The following is an 18593-nucleotide window of genomic DNA, read 5'->3' on the forward strand; positions in this document are numbered from 1 at the left end:
ATCCAGTTGCTTCTACAGCTGATATTTACGGATCAGATAAGCCGGAGTACAGCTCCAGGCATGGCAATAGCTGTTAATCAGATGACTGCCGTAAGGTGAAAAGCTCTTGTCGTTTGGATCATACAGCTCCCAGAACGTATCCGCTCCGTCCTTAATCATCTGCCCCCAGTACTTCTTGATCTCCCGGATGGCTGTCTCCCTCTCGCCTACCTGAATCAGCGCCTCAATGAAGTGATGAACCATATAAGGTGTGGACATCGGAATCGCAGACTTGTCCTCCAGCAGCCTCAGCATGAGCGCCTTCGCCTGCTCCGGTTCCGGAACTTCAGCCAGCACCATCCAGATCTGTGACGCATAGGAGAGCTGTCTGTCCCTGCCGCTGATGAAGCAGCCGGATTGGGCGTCCCATAAATGCTCCGCCGCCGCTTGTGTAAGCTCTCCGATTGTCCGCTCCAGCGTAGCCTTACGCTCATCTCCGAGCAAAGCTGCCAGATGCAGCGCGCGCTTCAAATTATAGATTAAGATAGCTTGGGAAGGGGCCTGCTTGTTCAGGTTAGGGTGCCAGTCAATAAAGGCCCACCAGCTCTCGTCATCAGCAACGATTCCGCGTTCGTCGAGCCGCTCCAGCCCCAGCTCAATCTGCCGGTAAGCAGACGGCCACAGCTCCTCCAGCGTATTACGGTCACCCGTAGCCAGGAAATAATCGTGAAGCACAGAGACAAAAAAGAGTGAATAATCATAGAGATACGTATCGTCCGCTATGACCTGCGGCTTCATGAACAAATTGGCTGTGATCCTTCCCCGTTCATCCGGATAAGCTGCGAACAGGTACAGACAGCGTTTCACAAGACCGTTGCCTGAGAATGTCTCATAATTGGCGAGCGCCTGCAACCGCAGGTCACCAAGCCATAGTCTGCGGTCCCGCTTGGGCCCGTCCTCGAACACCTCCTGCATACACTCCTCCAGCGTCTTTACGCTGACTTCATCGATCACCTGCAGCTCCGCGTCCGCAGAGGTGAGCGTGGCGGATAACGCAGAGCGGTCGGCCGAGGTTACAGCTGTGCAGCTGATGCCGGCAAAGGATACCTTGTACTTGGGCGAGGTATCCAGAACCTTTAGCTTGAGATACCGGAAGCTGTATCTTCGTTCCAGCTTCAGGGCAGCGGGGAGTACATCCAGATGAATCCGCTCCTCCTGCAGCCAGGAGCTGCTAAGCCATCCGTTGTATTCCGAGAAGGGTTCCGCCATCTCCACCGGCATTTCACCAAGTGTAATCTGCAGATGCAGCGGGGCATCCGGCGGGCTGCCGACGGGAACGATCCGGATTGCCAGAGCTCCGACCAGATGCTCGCCGAAATCCACAATCACCTCTTCACCTTTGCCGAATGACATGCCGGGCAGGTCTTGTGCGTGTTGCACCGCTTCTGCCTGCCAGCCATGGATCAGCTGTTCATTCCTTATCATCCGGACGACCTGCTTCGGCGTACATTCCCGCTGAATAAGCCGGGGCTCCAGCTGCGCGGCAACTGCGGCAAACGCCTCATTTTTACGAATGGATACGGCTTTCTGACGCTGCATAGCTTGTGTCATACTTGTAGTTCCTCCCTGGGGTAAGCTTGTTTCCTCCTCTAGTAAAACGCAATCCAGCCCGTTTGAACATGCAGTGAATACAGCAGATCTTGCTCTTATTACAGTTTGCTTCCCTATTAGGGAACACTATTTGGATAATCCATTGCTCAGCAAGAAGGGGTACCCGGCTGCTTGGCGCATGCCGGGTACCCCTTCCTCATTCTATAAAGTTAGCTCATGGCCATCCGGCACCGGCAATCCGAATACCGGCAGTCCGTCTTCTCCCCATGCCACAGGCTGGACACGGGTATGACGGTTAGGGTCATTCAAGGGATCTCCCTCTATTTCCTTATAATTTCTGGCGTGATAGACAAGCAGGTCCTGCGTTCCATCTGCCGTTACCGTAAAGCTGTTATGTCCCGGACCGTACTGGCCGTTCTCTTCGCTGGTCGTAAAGACGGGGACCGGGGATTTCGTCCACGAGCCGGGGTCCAGCAGATTGCTGTCATCCGGTGCGGTAAGCAGGCCCATGCAGTAATGGTGATCGGTCGCGCTGGCCGAATAGGTCAGGAGAACTCTTCCGTTCTTTTTCATAACAGCAGGCCCTTCATTTACACGGTATCCAATCGTCTCCCACTCATAGTCCGGCCGGGTCAGCAGGATCTGCTCACCTTCCAGCGTCCATGGATTAGCCATCTTCGAGATAAACAGGCTGGAGTTCCCCTGAACCGAAGGGTCCTCCTGCGCCCACACCAGATACTGCGATCCCGCATGCGCAAAGGTAGTGGCATCCAGCGAGAACGTATCCCATGCGGTATAGATTCTCCCCTTCTCCTCCCAGCTTCCTTCCAGCGGATTGTCAGAAACATTCTCCAGTACATACAGACGCTGTGCAAAAGGTGCATCATCACTGCCGGCGGAGAAATAGATGTACCACTTCCCGCTGATGTAATGAATTTCCGGCGCCCATACATAACCGCTCATAATACCGGTGGTATGCTTCGTCCAGATGACGACAGGCTCGCTGGCTGTAAGTCCGCCGATCGTCCGGGCTCTCCGCAGCTCAATCCAGTCATATTCGGGAACCGAAGCGGTGAAGTAATAATAGCCGTCACTATGCCGGTAAATGCAGGGGTCTGCCCGCTGTAGGACAACCGGGTTGGTGATTGTTTCATTCATTATGTAGCTATGTCCGTCCCCGAAGGCCGCCAGCAGCAGGCTGCGTTCCCCGGCAGTAACCGGAAGGACTCCGCCGTGGCGTTTGGTGTTTACACCAAGGTCGAACTCCCTGTCTGCAAGCACGCGGAAATCGCCGCTGCTAAGGTCAGACGTTAACAAGGGAAGATATCCCTTCCCTTCCGCATAACGGTCCACAATCAGGCACCATTCCCCGCGGCCGTTCAGCTTATAAATCTCCGGGCCTTCCACGCCCATAATGGCCTCCAGAACCGGCGCATCCACAAAGCTGAAGGCGTCTTTATCCAGCGACGCACCTTGCTCCACCCGGATATTCTTAGTTGTCTCATCCTTCGAGAAACGGTAGTAACTCCCGCCAGCAGCGATAATTGTCGTATCAATGATATGATTGTCGCGCTCAATGTACTTCTCTGCTGCCGTAAATTCCCGGAAATTCTTCGTGCGCGCGCTGTATATTTTATGCTTCCGTTCACTCTCATGCGGCTCCTGAGTAGCCGAAGCCCAGAATACCAGGAATTCATCCGCAGCCTCATCGTAAATCGCCTCAGGAGCCCATACACATCCGGCGCCCTCCACACCGACCGTAACTGCCCACGGCTGTGACCAGTTCACCAGATCAGCAGATTCCCAGACAATAATATCGCGGCTGCCGGCCTCCACTGCTGCACCCCAGCCCTTGCCGCTGGCAATGCGCAGATCGGTGGCAATCAGATAGAATTTGCTTTCCTTCGGCGAACGGATGATAAAGGGATCTCTGGCTCCCTTTTCCCCGAGCTCCGAGCGCAGAACAGGCAGACCCGCGTTCAGATCCTTAAAGTGCAGGCCGTCCTCACTGTAGGAGAAATAGACCTGTTCGCCATCCGGCTGCTCCCCGATGAAATGAACTAAGAGATAACCGGTGTATGCGGGTATAGATTGAGACAAGCTAAGCCCTCCTTAGGGAATTATTATACCGAACAAATCTTCCAGTCCGGCTTCGTGTCATTTAGTTAACACAAATATTAATCTATTTACTATTATATTAATATTATAGTTAGGGAACATAGATAGAGTCAATGCTGTTTCTGCTGAAATTCACCTGAGAAAAAAAGCCGCTGAACGGATTCAGCGGCTTCATTACCTTTTACATGGCTGCAATGTCTGCCGCCTAATGATAGCTGGGCAATAAAAATCAACCTGCTGGATCTCTCACGTTTACGGGATCACCGCTTTGATCTTCACCCGGGGCCAGTCGGGCTCCATCCTTGTTCAAGTAAGGTACACTGCGCCTATCCACTCAAAATTACAGCTTCGTTTCACCAGCCGGTTGCGCCTGAGACTGGTTACAGCCTTGCCTTCGCCATCAAAGCCCACAAAATTTGTTCATTTATTGTTCAGTTAAGACGTTTACACTATGCTCGAGGGAGGCATCTAACCTTGGGAAAAAAGCGAGCAGAAGAAAAACGGAAATGTGAGTGAGGTAGCTGCATTAACAACCATTACGCCAAAGGAATGTGCAAGCAACATTATTGGAAGGACTTTCGGTTTTATATTACAACTGTCTCCATTTATAGCATTTATATGTTGATTTTCCCGGTTAACTATCTCTTCAAAACTCTCACACGTATATGCAGATGAAAAAAGATTATCCCAATTTCTATTTAATTTGCTGCATAACGCAATTAAGTATAACGGAGCAAGGAGAGATTATTATTGAAGCCTCTAGGTTTAAACAACGCCGCAACATTAGCGAAGATAAAGGATCTGCTGAAGTGGTCCGTGCAGGATCGTCCGGGCCTCTCTATGAGATGGCAAGACCCAATATTCTAATTGTGGACGAGGATCCGGTGAACCTGAAAGTGTTGGCTGATACTCTCTATGAAGAAAATTACATATTAACTGCGGTCTCCAGTGCCCATGAAGCCCTTGAACTGATCCGCTCTGCTTCCTGGGATTTGTTAATTGCAGATGTGAAAATGCCGCAAATGTCAGGACATGAGCTTACCAAGCAGGTCAGACAACATTTTGATATTACGGAGCTGCCGATACTCTTGTTAATTACCCATTCGATTTCAGAAGAGTCATATACAGAATTCTTACATGGAGCCAATGACTATGTAACCAAACCTGTTGAAAGATTAGAGCTGAAGTACAGAGTGCAGGCATTAATTTCGTTGAAACAATCGATTGACCAAAGTCTGCGGATGGAAACAGCCTATTTGCAGGCCCAGATCAAACCGCATTTCTTATTCAACACCATCAACTCCATTATGGCCCTGAGTGAATTTGATATGGAACAGATGCGTAATGTAGCGGGTGCATTTGCAGATTACTTGCGGTATAGCGTTGATTTCATTAATACGAATCAGCTGGTGGATCTGGAGAATGAAATTTCCCTGGTGAAATCCTATTTATTCATTGAGCAAGTCCGTTTTGGAGACAGGTTAACTGTGGTGTGGGAGATCCAGCCCGCTCTCCGTTTCAAGCTTCCTCCGCTGTCCATCCAGCCGCTCGTTGAGAATGCAGTAAGACATGGATTGCTGAGCCTGGCGAAGGGCGGCGAACTGGTGGTGCGCATATATCAGGCGGAAGCTGGCGCCTGTGTACAGATTATAGATAATGGCAAAGGGATTCCGGCTGCCGAGATTGAGAACCTCCTAAGCCTTACCCGGCATAACACCGGGGGAATCGGCTTAAGGAATACCAACCGCCGCTTGGTTCAGCGGTATGGCCAGGGTCTTCTTATCCAGAGTGAACCGGGCAGGGGCACGACAGTATCGTTCATGATTCCTCTTGATAATCATCCGGTATCTTAGTTCCAAATGGATTTCACCACCTCATAAATCACGTCTAATGTCCGCGCATCTGGGCATTACTCCCGATACCTCGGTTACGCGGGGGCAGTGGCTGAGTCTAAGCAAAATGGACAAGCTCAAACCATGAAGCTGCCGCTCATTGAATTCGGGCCGGAATGTATTTATTGCACCTTCAAGTGGTTAAGATGATCCGCAATCCGGTTAAGCTCATCGGCAAGCGCCGCCAGGGAAGCAACAAGCAGCTGCTGTCTGTCCGGCTTCTTCGGCTCGGCGCTGATTTTCTCCATTGGCGGAGGAGGTTGCAACTCCTTCTTGTCCTCTTTGCCATACATCGGAAAGCCGTCTTCAATCAGCAGACGAACAATGGTACTGAGATGGTAACGCTCTGCACGCAGTTCACTGATCCGCTTCAGTAGTTTCAAAGTTTCATAAGGGTAAAGCACCTGGTCTCCCTGACGGGTCGCGGCTACAAAATAAGAGAAATACTCTAGCCATCTCTTCACTGTGGTCGGAGGTAATTTCGATATCGTGATCAATTCCAGCTGCGTGTAATGGCGAACCATAACATCTCTCCTCTTTCTAGTGGACTTATATATTTTAATGGTATTCACGTTCCACGAAATAAATGTATAAAATCACCTATTTGCTGGCCAACTGCCTGCGAGGGCAGTTGGCCGTAGATCCATCCGGATATTGTCCTCGATCCTGCCTTGACCGGCCTCCAGAAACTTGCCGTAATATTTGAGTGCTTCTTCATGAAGTGCGTGGTACATATATTGCTCTCCAGCGTGGGCCCTCCGCCGCCAAATACTTATGCACCGGGCCGATCCACTGGATATTGCAGTCCCGCCGGACCCGCCGGTTTCGCCGGAGGCTTGAGGTTACCCTTCCCTCACTGTTCAGTTCCTTGAACAACCGATCCATTCAAAGTCATAAATGACCGCACCATACTCTGCTGCAATTTCCTTCGTGCGGTCTGTCGAGCTGGGCGAGCACAGCACCACTGGAACAAGCTACGATCACAGCCTTCTCTACAGATAAAGCGTCCAATAACAGCTTCAAATCTTCACATTGTGTGTCTACGATCCGGCTAATCTCCACATCCATTTTCCCCGATTGCCCGTTCCCTCTTAGATCAAATACGATCACTTTCGCACGCTTGCTGAAATAATCCGCTTGCGGCTCAAACAGATGATGGGAGGTCGAATAATCATGAATAAAAACAATGGGCAGACCGCTGCCCGACATCTCGTAATAGAGCGACGTTCCATTCACTTCAATATGCGGCATAAACAGTGCATCCTCTCATGAACGCTTGCGGGGTTAGCTGCCGGATTCGGGCCCTGAAAGTAGCCCTACTCGTCTATCCCGAGATTCACCCCATATAACCTGGTTCCCCCGCTTCCTATAAGGAATTCAGCGATTAAGTATTATTTTGCAGACGTTTCCTGACTTTCTTCCCTCAGGACCTTCAGATCATCCTGTACGCTCCCCTTCCACAAGGGGACTCCTGAACGGTAGGCTGCCCGGCCATTTAAATGGCCTGCCACCGGTGAAGTGATGAATACAAAAACAATCGCCAGCAGCAGCTTGACATTAACCGTTCCGTCTTTAAACCAAAAGTACAGGAAGCCTCCTGTCAGCAGACACAGCACCCCGAAGGTTGCACTTTTGGTGGCCGCATGTGAACGCAGGTACACATCAGGCAGCCGGACCAAGCCGAAGGCACTTAAGCCGCAGAAGACTGCACCCATCACCACAAGAATGGAGCTAATCAGTTCACCTGTCATTCGGGTTCCCTCCATCCTCTATAACGGCTCCCCGTTCAATATATCTGGCCAGTGCCGTTGTTCCAATAAACGTCAGAATACCGATAACCAGAATAACTTCAAGAAAGTCCTGGGTATCCAGCAGCATACAGAAAACAGTGATCATTGCGAGTACATGAATGCCTATCGTATCGAGCGCGGCAACCCTGTCTGATCGGGTTGGCCCTTTCAGGAGACGGAACAGGCATGCCAGCATCGCCAGCGCCAGAATGATCATTGCCACGGTTAGCATAACTTGGATCATTACCGGGTCACCTCCATAATCGCTTGTTCGAAAGTGCCTCTAATCTGCGCGACAAGCAGCTCTGCATCTTTAATATCAAGTGCATGAATGTACAGCGTCCTGCCATCCTTCGAAACATCAAGAGTCAGGGTTCCCGGCGTCAGACAGATCAGGCACGATAACAGCGTAACCTCCCAAGCCGAGGTCAAGGCAGTCTCATAAGCAAAGATACCGGGACGTATAGCCAGCTTTGGACGGATGATATGGCCGATGACCACGAAATTCGAGACCGTAAGTTCACGGGCAAAGATCAGCAGAAGCTTCAGTATAGCCCATATACGTATGAGATAGAATGGCCGGGTCCGGGCCAGGGATTTCGTCAAAATCAGCAATAATATAATACCGATGACGTAGCCGGCTATGAAGCTTGAGCCAGAGCCATCGTTATTTATCGCCATCCACAGAAAGGCAATCAACAGATTTAAGAGGAATTGTAGGGCCATCTTCTCTACTCCTTCATTATGGCTTCAATGTACCGCGCAGGTGACGCCAAAACCTCGCCTGCCTGCGATACATAAGCATAGACGGACTCGGCACCGACCCCCATAGCAATCACAAGCAGCAGGAGTCCGGCGGCAATAGCCGATGCAGCCTTCAAGTTCACTCTAGGCAATTCATTCACCGGTTCATTTCCCCAGAACGCCAGCCTGAACACCTTCATCAGGGAATACAGCACCAGTAAGCTCGATCCTAGTCCAATTAAGGACAACGTCAGCATTCCCTCAGCCAGAGCTCCGCGGATGATCAGAATCTTGCCGGCAAACCCGCTCAGCGGCGGAATACCTGTCAGGGCAAGAGCAAGGATAAAGAACATCCAGCCGATGAACGGATACCTTTTAATCATCCCGCCTATACTGCCTAGCCGGTCAGTTCCGGCTGCGGATATAATCATCCCGCCCAGAATAAACATGAGTCCCTTGGCCAGCATATCGTGCAGCAGATAGAAGACCGCCCCATTCAGTGAATCTGCAGTCCCTGCAGCGAGTCCAAAGGCTACAAATCCAACGCTGATAATGATGTTATAATTCAGAATCCTCGGGATATCCTTATAAGCGACTGCCCCCAGGCTGCCCAGAATCATGGTAGCAGCAGCCATCCAGGCAATCCAGTCATGGGTGAAGCCGGGATCGTTAACAAACAGCAGCGTGAAGGTGCGGATGATTGCATAGAGTCCCACTTTGGTCAGCAGTGCACCGAACAACGCTCTAACAGCCGCCGGAGGCGCACTGTATGACCCTGGAAGCCAGAAGAACAGGAACAGCCCTGCCTTTAGGGAAAATACAATCAGGAACAAAACAGCAATCACATTAAGCACGCCGCCTTGTCCCGCTTCAGCGATACGCTGGGACAGGTGTGCCATGTTGAGTGTTCCTACTGCTGCATAGAGATAAGCTACCGCTGCTACAAACAGTGTCGAGGATACGATATTGATGAGCAGATATTTCGATGTTTCTCTTAGCTGAAGCTTGGTCCCTCCGAGTGAGATGAGCGCATAAGAAGAAATCAGCATAACCTCAAAAAAGACAAACAGGTTGAAAATATCCCCGGTAAGAAATGAGCCGTATACCCCGACCAGCAAAAACTGAAAGAACGTATAGTAATAGAACCGCTCCCGCTTCTCTCCAATGCTGCTGAAAGAATAGCACAGAATCGCAAAGCTGACGATCGAAGCCATCATTACCAGCAACACAGCAAACATATCACCTACAAATACAATCCCGTACGGAGGAGCCCAGCCCCCCATCTGCAAGGTCTGTATGCCCTCAGAGTGGACACGTGAAACCAGCAGCACTGCAACCAGAATGTTTAGCAGACTGCTGAGCGCACTAATCACGCGCTGAAGCCGGATCTTCTCTTTGAGAAAAATCAGGATGACAGCCGTAGTCAGCGGAATGAGAATCGGGAGTACCAATAGATTGCTCATTCGTTGTCCTCCTTAATGCTGTCAATTTCGTCAGTACCCAGCGTCTGGTAAGACCGGTACGCGAGTACGAAGTAGAAGGCTGTAACCCCAAAGCTGATAACTATGGAGGTTAGAATCAATGCCTGCGGCAGCGGATCAACATAAGTATCCGCTTTGCCCAGCACAGGGGCTGCACCCTTTTTGAGCCCGGCCATTGTGAGCAGCAGCAGATGGACACCATGCGTCAGCAGGGAGGTTCCCAGCACAATGCGCAGCAGGCTTTTGGACAGAATCAGGTACACACCGATCGTGAAGAGAATGCCGACCGCAACCGCCATTAGGAGTTCCATTTCTTTTCCCCTCCGATCGATAAAATGATGTTCATCGTCACACCGACCACGGCCAGGTATACGCCAAGGTCAAACAGGACGGCAGTCGCCAGCTCCGTATCGCCAAGCACTGGCAGATGAAAATGGCCGAAAGCATGACTTAGAAAAGGAGCGTCAAACAGGAATGAGCCTGACGCTGTTAGAATAGCCAGCAGGAGTCCGGAAGCTGTAAGCAGCCGGTAATTCACAGGGAGCACCTTACGTACCTGATCCATTCCAAATGCTATTGTAATGAGGATCAGCGCAGCAGAAGTCATCAAAGCCCCGATAAAGCCTCCCCCCGGATGATTATGTCCGGCAAAGAACAGATACAGGGAGAATATCAGAATAATGAGGACAATCCCCTTGGACATCGTCTGCAGAATAACGTCATTGCTGCGCAGCGGCAATTTCTCTTTCTTGGCGGGTTGGAGCGGCGGGAGCTCCTCCTCCATTCTCAGATGAATCAGACCATAAATGGCCAGTGAGGCGATGCCGAGCACCATGATTTCAAACAAGGTATCGAACCCGCGGAAATCTACCAGGATGACGTTAACAACATTCTTGCCGCCAGCCAGGTTATAGCTTTCTTTCAGGAAAAACTCGGAGATAGGTTCAAAAGGACTGGTACCCATAGCCGCCAGAGCGATCAACGTCATTGTAATGCCGGCTCCAAGCGCTATGATCAGATTGGGCAGCTTAAAGCGCAGCGGCTCCCTCTGCTTCTTCAGCTTAGGTAAATACCGGAAACAAAGAAGGAACAGAATGACCGAGACGGTCTCTATAATCATTTGGGTGAGTGCAAGATCCGGTGCCCGGAAAAGAACGAAGAGCAGCGTCACCATGTACCCTACACCACCGGTGAAAAGAATCGCGTTAACACGTGACTTGGCAAATGGAACAGCAAAGGCAGCCAACAGCATTGCTGCTACAACAGCCGTTTCATAAAAAGACAATGAGGCATACTGATCCATGCCAAAGCTAATGCCTGACTGCCTCAGCAGAACTGTGAGTAACGAAATGATGAAAAAGCTGAAAATATAGAGCAGGTAATGGCGATTGGAACCAGTCATATAGGCATCAGTCAAACGTCTTGAACCATTCTCGAGCAGTCTTAGCAAGAAGTCATACATACGGTTCAGCGTATTGCGTCCGCTTGCTTCGCGGTCCAGTACCCGCAGACGGGTATAGATTCTAAATAACAGCGTACCTGCGGCTATAACGCCGAGGGTCATGAAGATTTCCGGTGTCCAGCCATGCCAGAAATGAATAGAAACTTCAAAAGCTTCTTCCGGTGCGAGTACCCCCGTATGGATGGAAGACATTGCCGGTTCAATCAGCGTAGCAGAGACCAGGTCAGGGAAGAAAGCAAACACTACAGCAAGTGAAATTAGAATCACCGGTGACAGCAAGAGACCCAGTGGAGCTTCATGCGGAATTTTATCCAGTTTATCTTCCCTCAGCTTGCCGCGGAAGGTCTTGAAGACAAAGATCATGCTATATACAAAGGTAAACACACTGGCAATCCAGGCAATTACCGGAAAGAGCTGCGTCCAGTATCCTGAGCTCAGGATGTCAAACTCCCGGATATTAAGCATAGAGGTGAAGAACATTTCTTTACTAAGGAATCCGCTGAATGGCGGCAATCCAGCCATGGAGAACGCCCCGATCAATGCGACTGAGAAGGTGACTGGCATGAGAGACATGAGCCCTCCAAGCTTGCGCAGATCACGGGTACCTGTCTCGTGGTCAATGATGCCCACAACCATAAACAGACTGCCTTTAAATACAGCATGATTAATGAGATGAAAGAGCGCTGCAGTAGTAGCCATCGTATAAAAAACTGCATCCCCCGTGCCGGTAAAGAAGGCTGCCGCCGACCCTAGTCCCAGCAAAGACATGATCAATCCGAGTTGACTGATCGTGGAGTACGCGAGTAAGGCCTTGAGATCCGTTTGCCGGATGGCTTTGAACGAACCATAGATCAGAGTTACCAGTCCTGTGACAGAAACGAGCCAGAACCACTCGGATGCTCCGGCATATAGAGGGGTGAGCCGCGCCACCAGATAGATCCCCGCCTTAACCATGGTAGCCGAGTGAAGGTATGCACTTACCGGAGTCGGCGCTTCCATAGCATCAGGCAGCCAGATATGGAACGGAAACTGGGCGGATTTCGTAAAGGCACCCAGGAGAATAAGCAGCATGGACGGGATAAACATGGCACTTTCTGTCAAGGTCCCTGCCTGTGCAACAATCTCGCGGATACTATAAGTGCCGGTCATTATATACAGAAGATTAAATCCGGCAAGCATCGCCAGACCGCCGAACACCGTGATCAGCATGGACTTCAATGCTCCATAGGAGGATCTTTCCCGGCGGTGCCAGAAGGCAATGAGCAGGAACGAAGAAATGCTCGTCAGTTCCCAGAATCCGTACAGCACCATCAGATTATCTGACAGGACAACGCCCAGCATTGCTCCCATAAACATGAGCAGGTACATATAAAACTGGCGGATTCCTTCCATCAGCTTATCGAGATAATAAATGGAATAGAGCACAACCAGGGCACCCATTCCGGTAATCAGCAGGACAAAGAGCAAGCTGAGTCCGTCCAGCACCAGAGAAATATTTACCCCAAAGGACGGCATCCAGTTGATATTGTTAACAATAGGCTCGCCAGCCCGGATGGCTGGAATTCTCGTCAGGAAATAAATGAAGAGAGCTGCGGGAAGGGGCAGAGCGATCCAGCCCAGGTGGAACCGTTTATTTCGCTTCATCAGTAGCATTAGCGCAGCCAGCAAAAACGGAAGCAGGATAATCATATGCAGCAAGGCTTAATCCCCCTTTCTAGTTTTGGTATAATCCGCTTAACGGGGCTTAACCCATTCGTTCTGTACAATCCTCAAATATTGCGCTTCACCGTTTCTGACGATTTTGAACAGGCCGGTATTGAAATCCGTATCGAGCTCACGGAAGAAGACCCCCTTCATGGCTTCATCTCCATCCGGTTCATCCATAAGGATATGGCGGTCGCCCTCTTTGACCAGATAAGCAGAGAATCCTTGCTCATGGGACTTTTCGAGCAGCTCCGGATAGCGCTGCACCGCAACGATATGAAGATCAATCGGGCCCATCCGCTCCAGCAGCTCATTGATGAAGCTTCCCCGTGTAATCTCCTGCCACAGCGTTTGGCTTGACTGTCCGAGTACAATTTGCGTTATTTTATTATCCTTTGCAGTCTCCACAATCACATCAGCCGTTTTTTTGCCATTACATTTGCGGATCACAAATTGTCCGCCGGCCTCCTGGGTCTGTTTCTCCCAGCCAGACAGGTACTGCTGCTTCTCCCGGTTATATTCATTGTCTCCGGATGCATCTACTGTAAGCACAATCAGCGGAGCCTTGAGCAATTTGGCCAATTGTCCTCCACGCTGTATTAACCTCTGCCCGTGGGGGCCATAATGCACACACACCATAATGCTCTCATTGTTCATTTCCATTCCAATACCTCCGCAGCAGTAAATTTATTCCAGATAAAAACACAAAAAGAGCCCGCTGTTGGCAGGCTCCTCCGGTTAACTCCGTATACAATTATTGCAATTATATAGTCACCGAAGGAGAATGTAAAGGCAATTTGCGGTGAATAATCCGGGAAGCATCAGGAGAGCCTGTGTGAAAAGGAGGCATTCCCCATGTTAATACGTAAAATAATATGCAGCATTTTCCTGTTCGCCGGCATGTTGATACTCGGCTGGAAAATGGAAAAGTTATTAACTCCTAATACGACAGTATCCCAAACAAGCAGCTTTTCCGTTGAAGAATTTAGTATCCGTACTGAAAGCTTTACTGATCCGCTCCCCATTAGCGTACCCTATCACCCCAGGGAATATGTGAGAATTAGACGTATGGTTAAATAAAGTGGTCTGCTAGAGCAGGGCTATTCGATTATTACTCCTTCGCGGGCTGGCTACGGCAGATGGTACCTTCATTCAGTATCCTTCCCGTACCTGAGGTCTTGCAACAGTTCAGCCAAGAGGATATTGAACAATACCATATCCCTGAATCGAGATTATGCCTTCTTGACTCATGGGAACATTTCATATGGCTTGGCAATGGAGCCCGGAGCGTTGACACGGAATTGAATAAGTTACGAACCTGCCACAAAGCAAGGAATCGCGAATGCAAACGTACTGCCCTGTTCGCTGGTATCCTTAAGCCATACTTTGCCGTTCATTAGCTCAGCCAGCTGCTTACAGATGGAGAGCCCCAGTCCGGCTCCGCTATAGCTTCCGGTGAGCGTCTTTCATGAATTTGCGAGAAGGAGCGGAACAGGTTGGTTTTCTGTTCTACAGGCAGTCCAATGCCGGTATCCTTAACTTCAATGGAGAAGGTGATCCGGTCTTCCGCAACGGCCTCAGTTTGCACAATTAGGCATACCTCACCCTGCTCAGTAAATTTAAGCGCATTGCCTACCAGATTGGCAATGCAGAACGTATTCGCCGGGATTAGCTTGCTCGCAGTATCCATGACCTTCGCAGCCTACTGAATAGCTCACTCTTAAATAATCATTTTCATCAGGGTCAGTAACTGCTCCATATTAACGGGCTTGCTTAAATATTCAGTCGCCCCCGCCTCCAGAATTCTGGTTCTGTCTTCCTGCATCGCCTTTGCAGTCAATGCAATGACCGGCGTCTCCTGTCTCAACGGCATTTGTCTAATCCATTTGATCGTATCATAGCCATTCATCACAGGCATGATGATATCCATCAGAATCATATCAACAGCTGCTCCGGTCTGCAGGTACTCCACGGCCTCTTGGCCGTTAGTGGCCTTGGTTACGTTCAAACCATTTTTCTCCAGAATTTTCGTTAGCGCAAATAAATTCCTTTCATCATCATCTACGATCAGAACTTCTTTATCGGCCAACAGGGAGTAGTCGTTATAATATCCGGTCCCGGCTGCGGCAACCAGTTCATCCGGGGTTTCCGCCAGCTTTTCCGGCAGTGGATGCTGTTCTTCATAGACAGCAGCATGCCTGGCAGGCGGCAGATAGACGTTAAAGGTGCTGCCTGCCCCCTTTTCGCTAACCAGACTGATCTTGCCTCCAAGTAATGACACCAGTTGTTTGGTAATTGACAGCCCCAGTCCGGTGCCTCCATATTCACGCTCCGTATGCCCATCCGCCTGCTGAAAAGCATCAAAGATCAAGGCTTGTTTATTCTCAGAGATACCTATGCCTGTATCTGTAACACTAAACCGGATATAATGGCTGTCTTGTGCATCTTCGAATGGCTCAAGCTCATCTATGGAAGCTATACCAATTCTGAACGTAACCGAACCTTGCATTGTAAACTTAAACGCATTGGATAACAAGTTGCTCAGAATTTGCCGTAATCGCTGAGCATCGGTATAGATGATTTCCGGCACCCCTTCCTCCAGGTGTACATGGAAAGGAAGCTCTTTTTTCCGCGATAGCTGCCCGAAGCTTTGAAGTACCATTTCAGGAATTTCAGTGATATTAACCGCTTCAATCTCGATATTCATCTTCCCGGCTTCCACTTTGGACAGGTCAAGAATATCATTAATCAGAGCCAGCAAATCCTGTCCTGCAGAATGAATGGCATGCGAGAATTCAACCTCCTCGTCTCCAAGGCGCTCTGACTGGTTCTCCATTAGAAATTCAGACAGCAGCAAGATCCCGTTCAGCGGAGTTCTAAGCTCATGTGACATATTTGCCAAAAACTCAGATTTATATTGTGTGCTTTGCTGCAGAATCTTAGCATACTGGGTGAGCTCTTCCTGGGCTTGCTCCGCTTCCAGCGTTTTTTGCTCAGCCAGGACCTGCTTCTCTTCCAGCTTCTTGTTGGTGGCGTGCAGAATTTCCGTCTGGATATGAAGTTCTTCAGACTGTGTCTGAAGCTCTTCTGTATATACTTGGAGCTCCTCGTTCAAGCTTTGTGATTCTTTCAGCAATCCGTCGATCTTCATACTGCTCAGAGCACCATTGAGAGCTGCACCGAAATGCCCGGAGGTCGACTCCAGAAAGAGAATATGCAGACTGGATAAAGGCTTGAAAGATGCTATCTCCACAACGGCAAGCACTTCTCCCAGGAAGATGACAGGGATTAGAACCAGTGACTGCGGCGAAGCAGCACCAAGTCCTGAGCGGATATGGATGTAGGGCTCCGGCAAGTGATCTACATGAATCAGCCTGCCCTCTTTCGCACATTGCCCTACCAGTCCTTCTCCGAAATTGACTTGTTCGTGATCGCTATCCACAGCAGTACCCGCAAATACCGATACTCTTGTTAAAAAATCCTGGCCGTTATCCTGCGTGCGGACATACAGGGTTCCATAGGGATAATCCATAATTTTGGCAAGCTTACTTAGATAAACATCTCCCAGTAATGCAGTCTGCGTAATGCCCTGATATTCTGACAGCATCTCCTTCTCCTGCTGCTGCAGCCACAGCCGTTCTTGCTGATTATCCAGCAACAGATTAACGGCTTGTCCCAGGTCACTGATTTCATCATTGCTGGTAATTGAAATCCGTGTGCTCAAATTCTCAACTTTCACCAGATCAGTAAGCGTGCCTGTGATTTGGGAAGCCGTACGCGAGATGGAACGGGCGATGAACACAGATGCAGAAACTGCTGCTGCTGCGATCAGGAACCAGACGATATACAGCAATTCCAACAGCACTGTATTCCGGTCTGCCTGGTTTGTTATTAACCGATTGGTATTCTCATTCCTGTTGTCACGGAACGCACTGATCTGATTACGGATATGATCCATTTGATCGATGCTGGAATCTGTCTTGAAGAATTGTCCGACTTGACCGTCCTCTCCCGCTTTCTTCAATTGAATGACATGCTGGGCAGATAGCTCAATCCACTGCTCTATATTGTTCTTGATGCTCTGAAGCCGGCTTTGCTGTACAGAATCCATAGCATTTAATATAGATAATTCATCAAAATTAGTTTCCCACTCAGCCAGCCCCTGGCGGAAGGGCTCCAAATATTTATCATCACCTGTAATGACATATCCACGCTGGTCTGTTTCCATATCCAGTATATTTTTCTCGATTTGATTAGTCAGGCTGGTAATTTGCCGATCCTGATGTGTAATGAAGTTAGTTTCTTGCTGCAGGGAATTTATTCTCCAGTGGATGACGATTACAAATGCCAGCAGGCAGGCAATAATCAGAATCGTTAAAGACAGAATTTTCTGTTTAATCGTAAAACGAAACTTCTTCACGAATGTCCTCCATCCTCAATTGACCCAAGTATAAGTCGGTTAGCCTGTTAAGTTTACACTTTTGTCAGAAGTTAATATAGTTCTTTTCTCTCATGGTTTTGCATCACTTATCAATTCCATTCCCCGGAATGGCATGATACATTATACGAATAGGAAGAACAATATGAAATTCACTTGTAATGGAGAATAGAATGAGAACTTTCACGAATGATACCGCCCGTAAAATTTTAGCCAATGAAATTAGCGTAGAAACATTATTACAACAGTATCCGGAGTATCAGGCAGAGGTACTGCAAGAACTAAGTATACTGAAAAGCACCCGGAATTCTAATCTAATTCCTGCCATTCTTGATAAATATACGGCAAGTGCAAAGATGGCCAATCATAAAATTTCCAAAAGCGGCTTTAATGAAAAAACAGTTAATGCCTTTCTGCCCAATGTGATTAAGGCCCGATTTGCCATCCATCTGCTGGAGCAGCTAAATATAAAGGCTTCTTCAAAAACGCCTGCCGGAAATGTAAAGTTCAACCTCTGGGACGGCATGATCTTACAAAAGCTTTTATTCAAAAAGGGGCTTGAACGAAAGCCGGTTTCTCTGGGCCTATTCAGGCTGTGTTGGCGGATTCTCCTGAATAAAAAGATATTAATGCCCCTCGTCAATAAAAAAGGCATTTATTGTTTCTACTCAAAACCTTTAATTAGCGAACTCTCAAGCTTGATAGGCGATAAAAAATGTCTTGAAATAGCTGCAGGCGACGGTACGTTAACCAAGTTTTTGAACGAAAAAAACATCAACTGCACAGCAACAGACGACTATAGCTGGAAGCACTATATCGACTACCCCGGCTTCGTGGAACAGGCAGATGCCAAAGCTGCCCTTCATCAATACAGTCCTGAAGTAGTACTCTGCTCTTGGCCGGTACCTAAAAACCCGTATGAAAAACATGTATTTAAAACCGGCTCGGTTGACTTATATATCGTTCTTGGCACAAAAGACCCTGCGGTGACTGGAGATTTTGACGCTTATTACAGCGCTGATAAGTTCACAATGGAGCTCAGCGAGCGATTGTCCTCCCTCCTGTTACCTCCTTCGCCTGATAATGCTGTTTATATTTTCAGGAGAAAATCTGTTTCCTCCTAATCCCATTCCAGGGAACAATGCCGCTATCCGCACCCTCACTTGCCTGTTTCCCCGGACTTGATATCAACAGCACCTTTAGCAGCTGCCTTGATGTCTGGTCCCTCCTTTCACCTCCACAACTTAGGTCCGGAATGTCCAGAATGTCCGGCAAATCCGATATTCTTCTGTTACTCATCATATTTATGAGCGATTGCCATATAAATTAATCAAACAGTTACACGGGTGTTCCAAAAGGGAGTATTGCCCGCCT

At 49.0% G+C, this 18593-nt stretch carries 16 protein-coding genes, 1 pseudogene and 1 riboswitch; of the genes and pseudogenes, 3 read left to right on the forward strand and 14 right to left on the reverse strand.

The genetic code is table 11. The annotated features are described in order from the left end of the window. Positions 1-12: 12 nt before the first annotated feature. From NSU01_RS25350 to NSU01_RS25360, 3 genes and pseudogenes are all read right to left on the reverse strand, one after another. The gene (locus NSU01_RS25350) at positions 13-1590 is read right to left on the reverse strand and encodes a family 78 glycoside hydrolase catalytic domain (RefSeq protein ID WP_076244471.1); all 1578 of its coding nucleotides are present in this window, start codon (positions 1588-1590) and stop codon (positions 13-15) included. A gap of 201 nt (positions 1591-1791) precedes the next feature. After that, complete coding sequence (locus NSU01_RS25355) at positions 1792-2748, reverse strand: family 43 glycosylhydrolase (protein ID WP_256703897.1); 957 nt, start codon at positions 2746-2748, stop codon at positions 1792-1794. Between the two features lie 225 nt (positions 2749-2973). Beyond that, positions 2974-3690: pseudogene (locus NSU01_RS25360) on the reverse strand (glycoside hydrolase family 43 protein); the annotation flags it as partial. 827 nt (positions 3691-4517) lie between these two features. On the opposite strand from NSU01_RS25360, the gene NSU01_RS25365 reads away from it, so the two are divergent. Next, positions 4518-5561 carry a histidine kinase gene (locus tag NSU01_RS25365; RefSeq protein ID WP_076244465.1) on the forward strand — a complete coding sequence of 348 codons (1044 nt, stop codon included), beginning with the start codon at positions 4518-4520 and terminating at the stop codon, positions 5559-5561. Between the two features lie 161 nt (positions 5562-5722). Here NSU01_RS25365 and NSU01_RS25370 read toward each other — a convergent pair whose 3' ends face one another. The 9 genes from NSU01_RS25370 to NSU01_RS25410 form a co-directional block, all read right to left on the reverse strand. Further along, the gene (locus NSU01_RS25370; protein ID WP_042139022.1) at positions 5723-6124 is read right to left on the reverse strand and encodes a MerR family transcriptional regulator; all 402 of its coding nucleotides are present in this window, start codon (positions 6122-6124) and stop codon (positions 5723-5725) included. 367 nt (positions 6125-6491) lie between these two features. Further along, positions 6492-6851, reverse strand: a complete 360-nt coding sequence (locus tag NSU01_RS25375) for an alpha/beta hydrolase (protein WP_076244462.1) — start codon at positions 6849-6851, stop codon at positions 6492-6494. 7 nt (positions 6852-6858) lie between these two features. Beyond that, a riboswitch (cyclic di-AMP (ydaO/yuaA leader) is annotated at positions 6859-6993 on the reverse strand. Continuing rightward, positions 6992-7351, reverse strand: coding sequence for a monovalent cation/H(+) antiporter subunit G (gene mnhG / locus NSU01_RS25380; protein ID WP_083705547.1), 360 nt, complete (start codon positions 7349-7351; stop codon positions 6992-6994). It overlaps the preceding riboswitch by 2 nt. Beyond that, positions 7341-7634 (reverse strand): Na(+)/H(+) antiporter subunit F1, encoded by a 294-nt coding sequence (locus tag NSU01_RS25385; RefSeq protein ID WP_042139024.1) that lies wholly within the window; start codon positions 7632-7634, stop codon positions 7341-7343. The genes mnhG and NSU01_RS25385 overlap by 11 nt, the downstream gene beginning before the upstream one ends. Further along, positions 7634-8116, reverse strand: coding sequence for a Na+/H+ antiporter subunit E (locus tag NSU01_RS25390; RefSeq protein ID WP_076244458.1), 483 nt, complete (start codon positions 8114-8116; stop codon positions 7634-7636). The genes NSU01_RS25385 and NSU01_RS25390 overlap by 1 nt, the downstream gene beginning before the upstream one ends. A 5-nt stretch (positions 8117-8121) precedes the next feature. Further along, complete coding sequence (locus tag NSU01_RS25395; protein WP_076244456.1) at positions 8122-9597, reverse strand: Na+/H+ antiporter subunit D; 1476 nt, start codon at positions 9595-9597, stop codon at positions 8122-8124. Further along, the gene (locus NSU01_RS25400; protein WP_042139027.1) at positions 9594-9926 is read right to left on the reverse strand and encodes a Na(+)/H(+) antiporter subunit C; all 333 of its coding nucleotides are present in this window, start codon (positions 9924-9926) and stop codon (positions 9594-9596) included. The genes NSU01_RS25395 and NSU01_RS25400 overlap by 4 nt, the downstream gene beginning before the upstream one ends. Then, positions 9914-12766, reverse strand: a complete 2853-nt coding sequence (locus NSU01_RS25405) for a Na+/H+ antiporter subunit A (RefSeq protein ID WP_076244662.1) — start codon at positions 12764-12766, stop codon at positions 9914-9916. The genes NSU01_RS25400 and NSU01_RS25405 overlap by 13 nt, the downstream gene beginning before the upstream one ends. Positions 12767-12811: 45 nt before the next feature. Beyond that, positions 12812-13444: a universal stress protein gene (locus tag NSU01_RS25410; protein WP_083705546.1), complete on the reverse strand. Its 633-nt coding sequence runs from the start codon at positions 13442-13444 to the stop codon at positions 12812-12814. Positions 13445-13636: 192 nt separating this feature from the next. Between NSU01_RS25410 and NSU01_RS25415 the strand changes: the two genes are divergently transcribed. Next, entirely contained in the window at positions 13637-13861 is a 225-nt protein-coding gene (locus tag NSU01_RS25415) for a hypothetical protein (protein ID WP_076244454.1), read from the forward strand. 316 nt (positions 13862-14177) lie between these two features. On the opposite strand, the gene NSU01_RS25420 is transcribed toward NSU01_RS25415, so the two are convergent. Together NSU01_RS25420 and NSU01_RS25425 are read right to left on the reverse strand one after the other, a co-directional pair. Continuing rightward, positions 14178-14471, reverse strand: coding sequence for an ATP-binding protein (locus tag NSU01_RS25420; protein ID WP_076244452.1), 294 nt, complete (start codon positions 14469-14471; stop codon positions 14178-14180). Between the two features lie 30 nt (positions 14472-14501). Continuing rightward, a complete protein-coding gene (locus NSU01_RS25425) occupies positions 14502-17201 on the reverse strand; it encodes a response regulator (RefSeq protein ID WP_083705545.1) in 2700 nt (899 codons plus the stop codon). Positions 17202-17392: 191 nt separating this feature from the next. Here NSU01_RS25425 and NSU01_RS25430 point away from each other — a divergent pair, with 191 nt between their 5' ends. Further along, on the forward strand, positions 17393-18343 hold the full coding sequence (locus tag NSU01_RS25430) for a hypothetical protein (RefSeq protein WP_042139030.1): 951 nt from the start codon (positions 17393-17395) through the stop codon (positions 18341-18343). Positions 18344-18593 lie beyond the last annotated feature (250 nt).

The sequence above is a fragment of the Paenibacillus sp. FSL H8-0259 genome, from assembly GCF_037963255.1.
Taxonomy (GTDB): Bacteria; Bacillota; Bacilli; order Paenibacillales; family Paenibacillaceae; genus Paenibacillus_AQ; species Paenibacillus_AQ phytohabitans.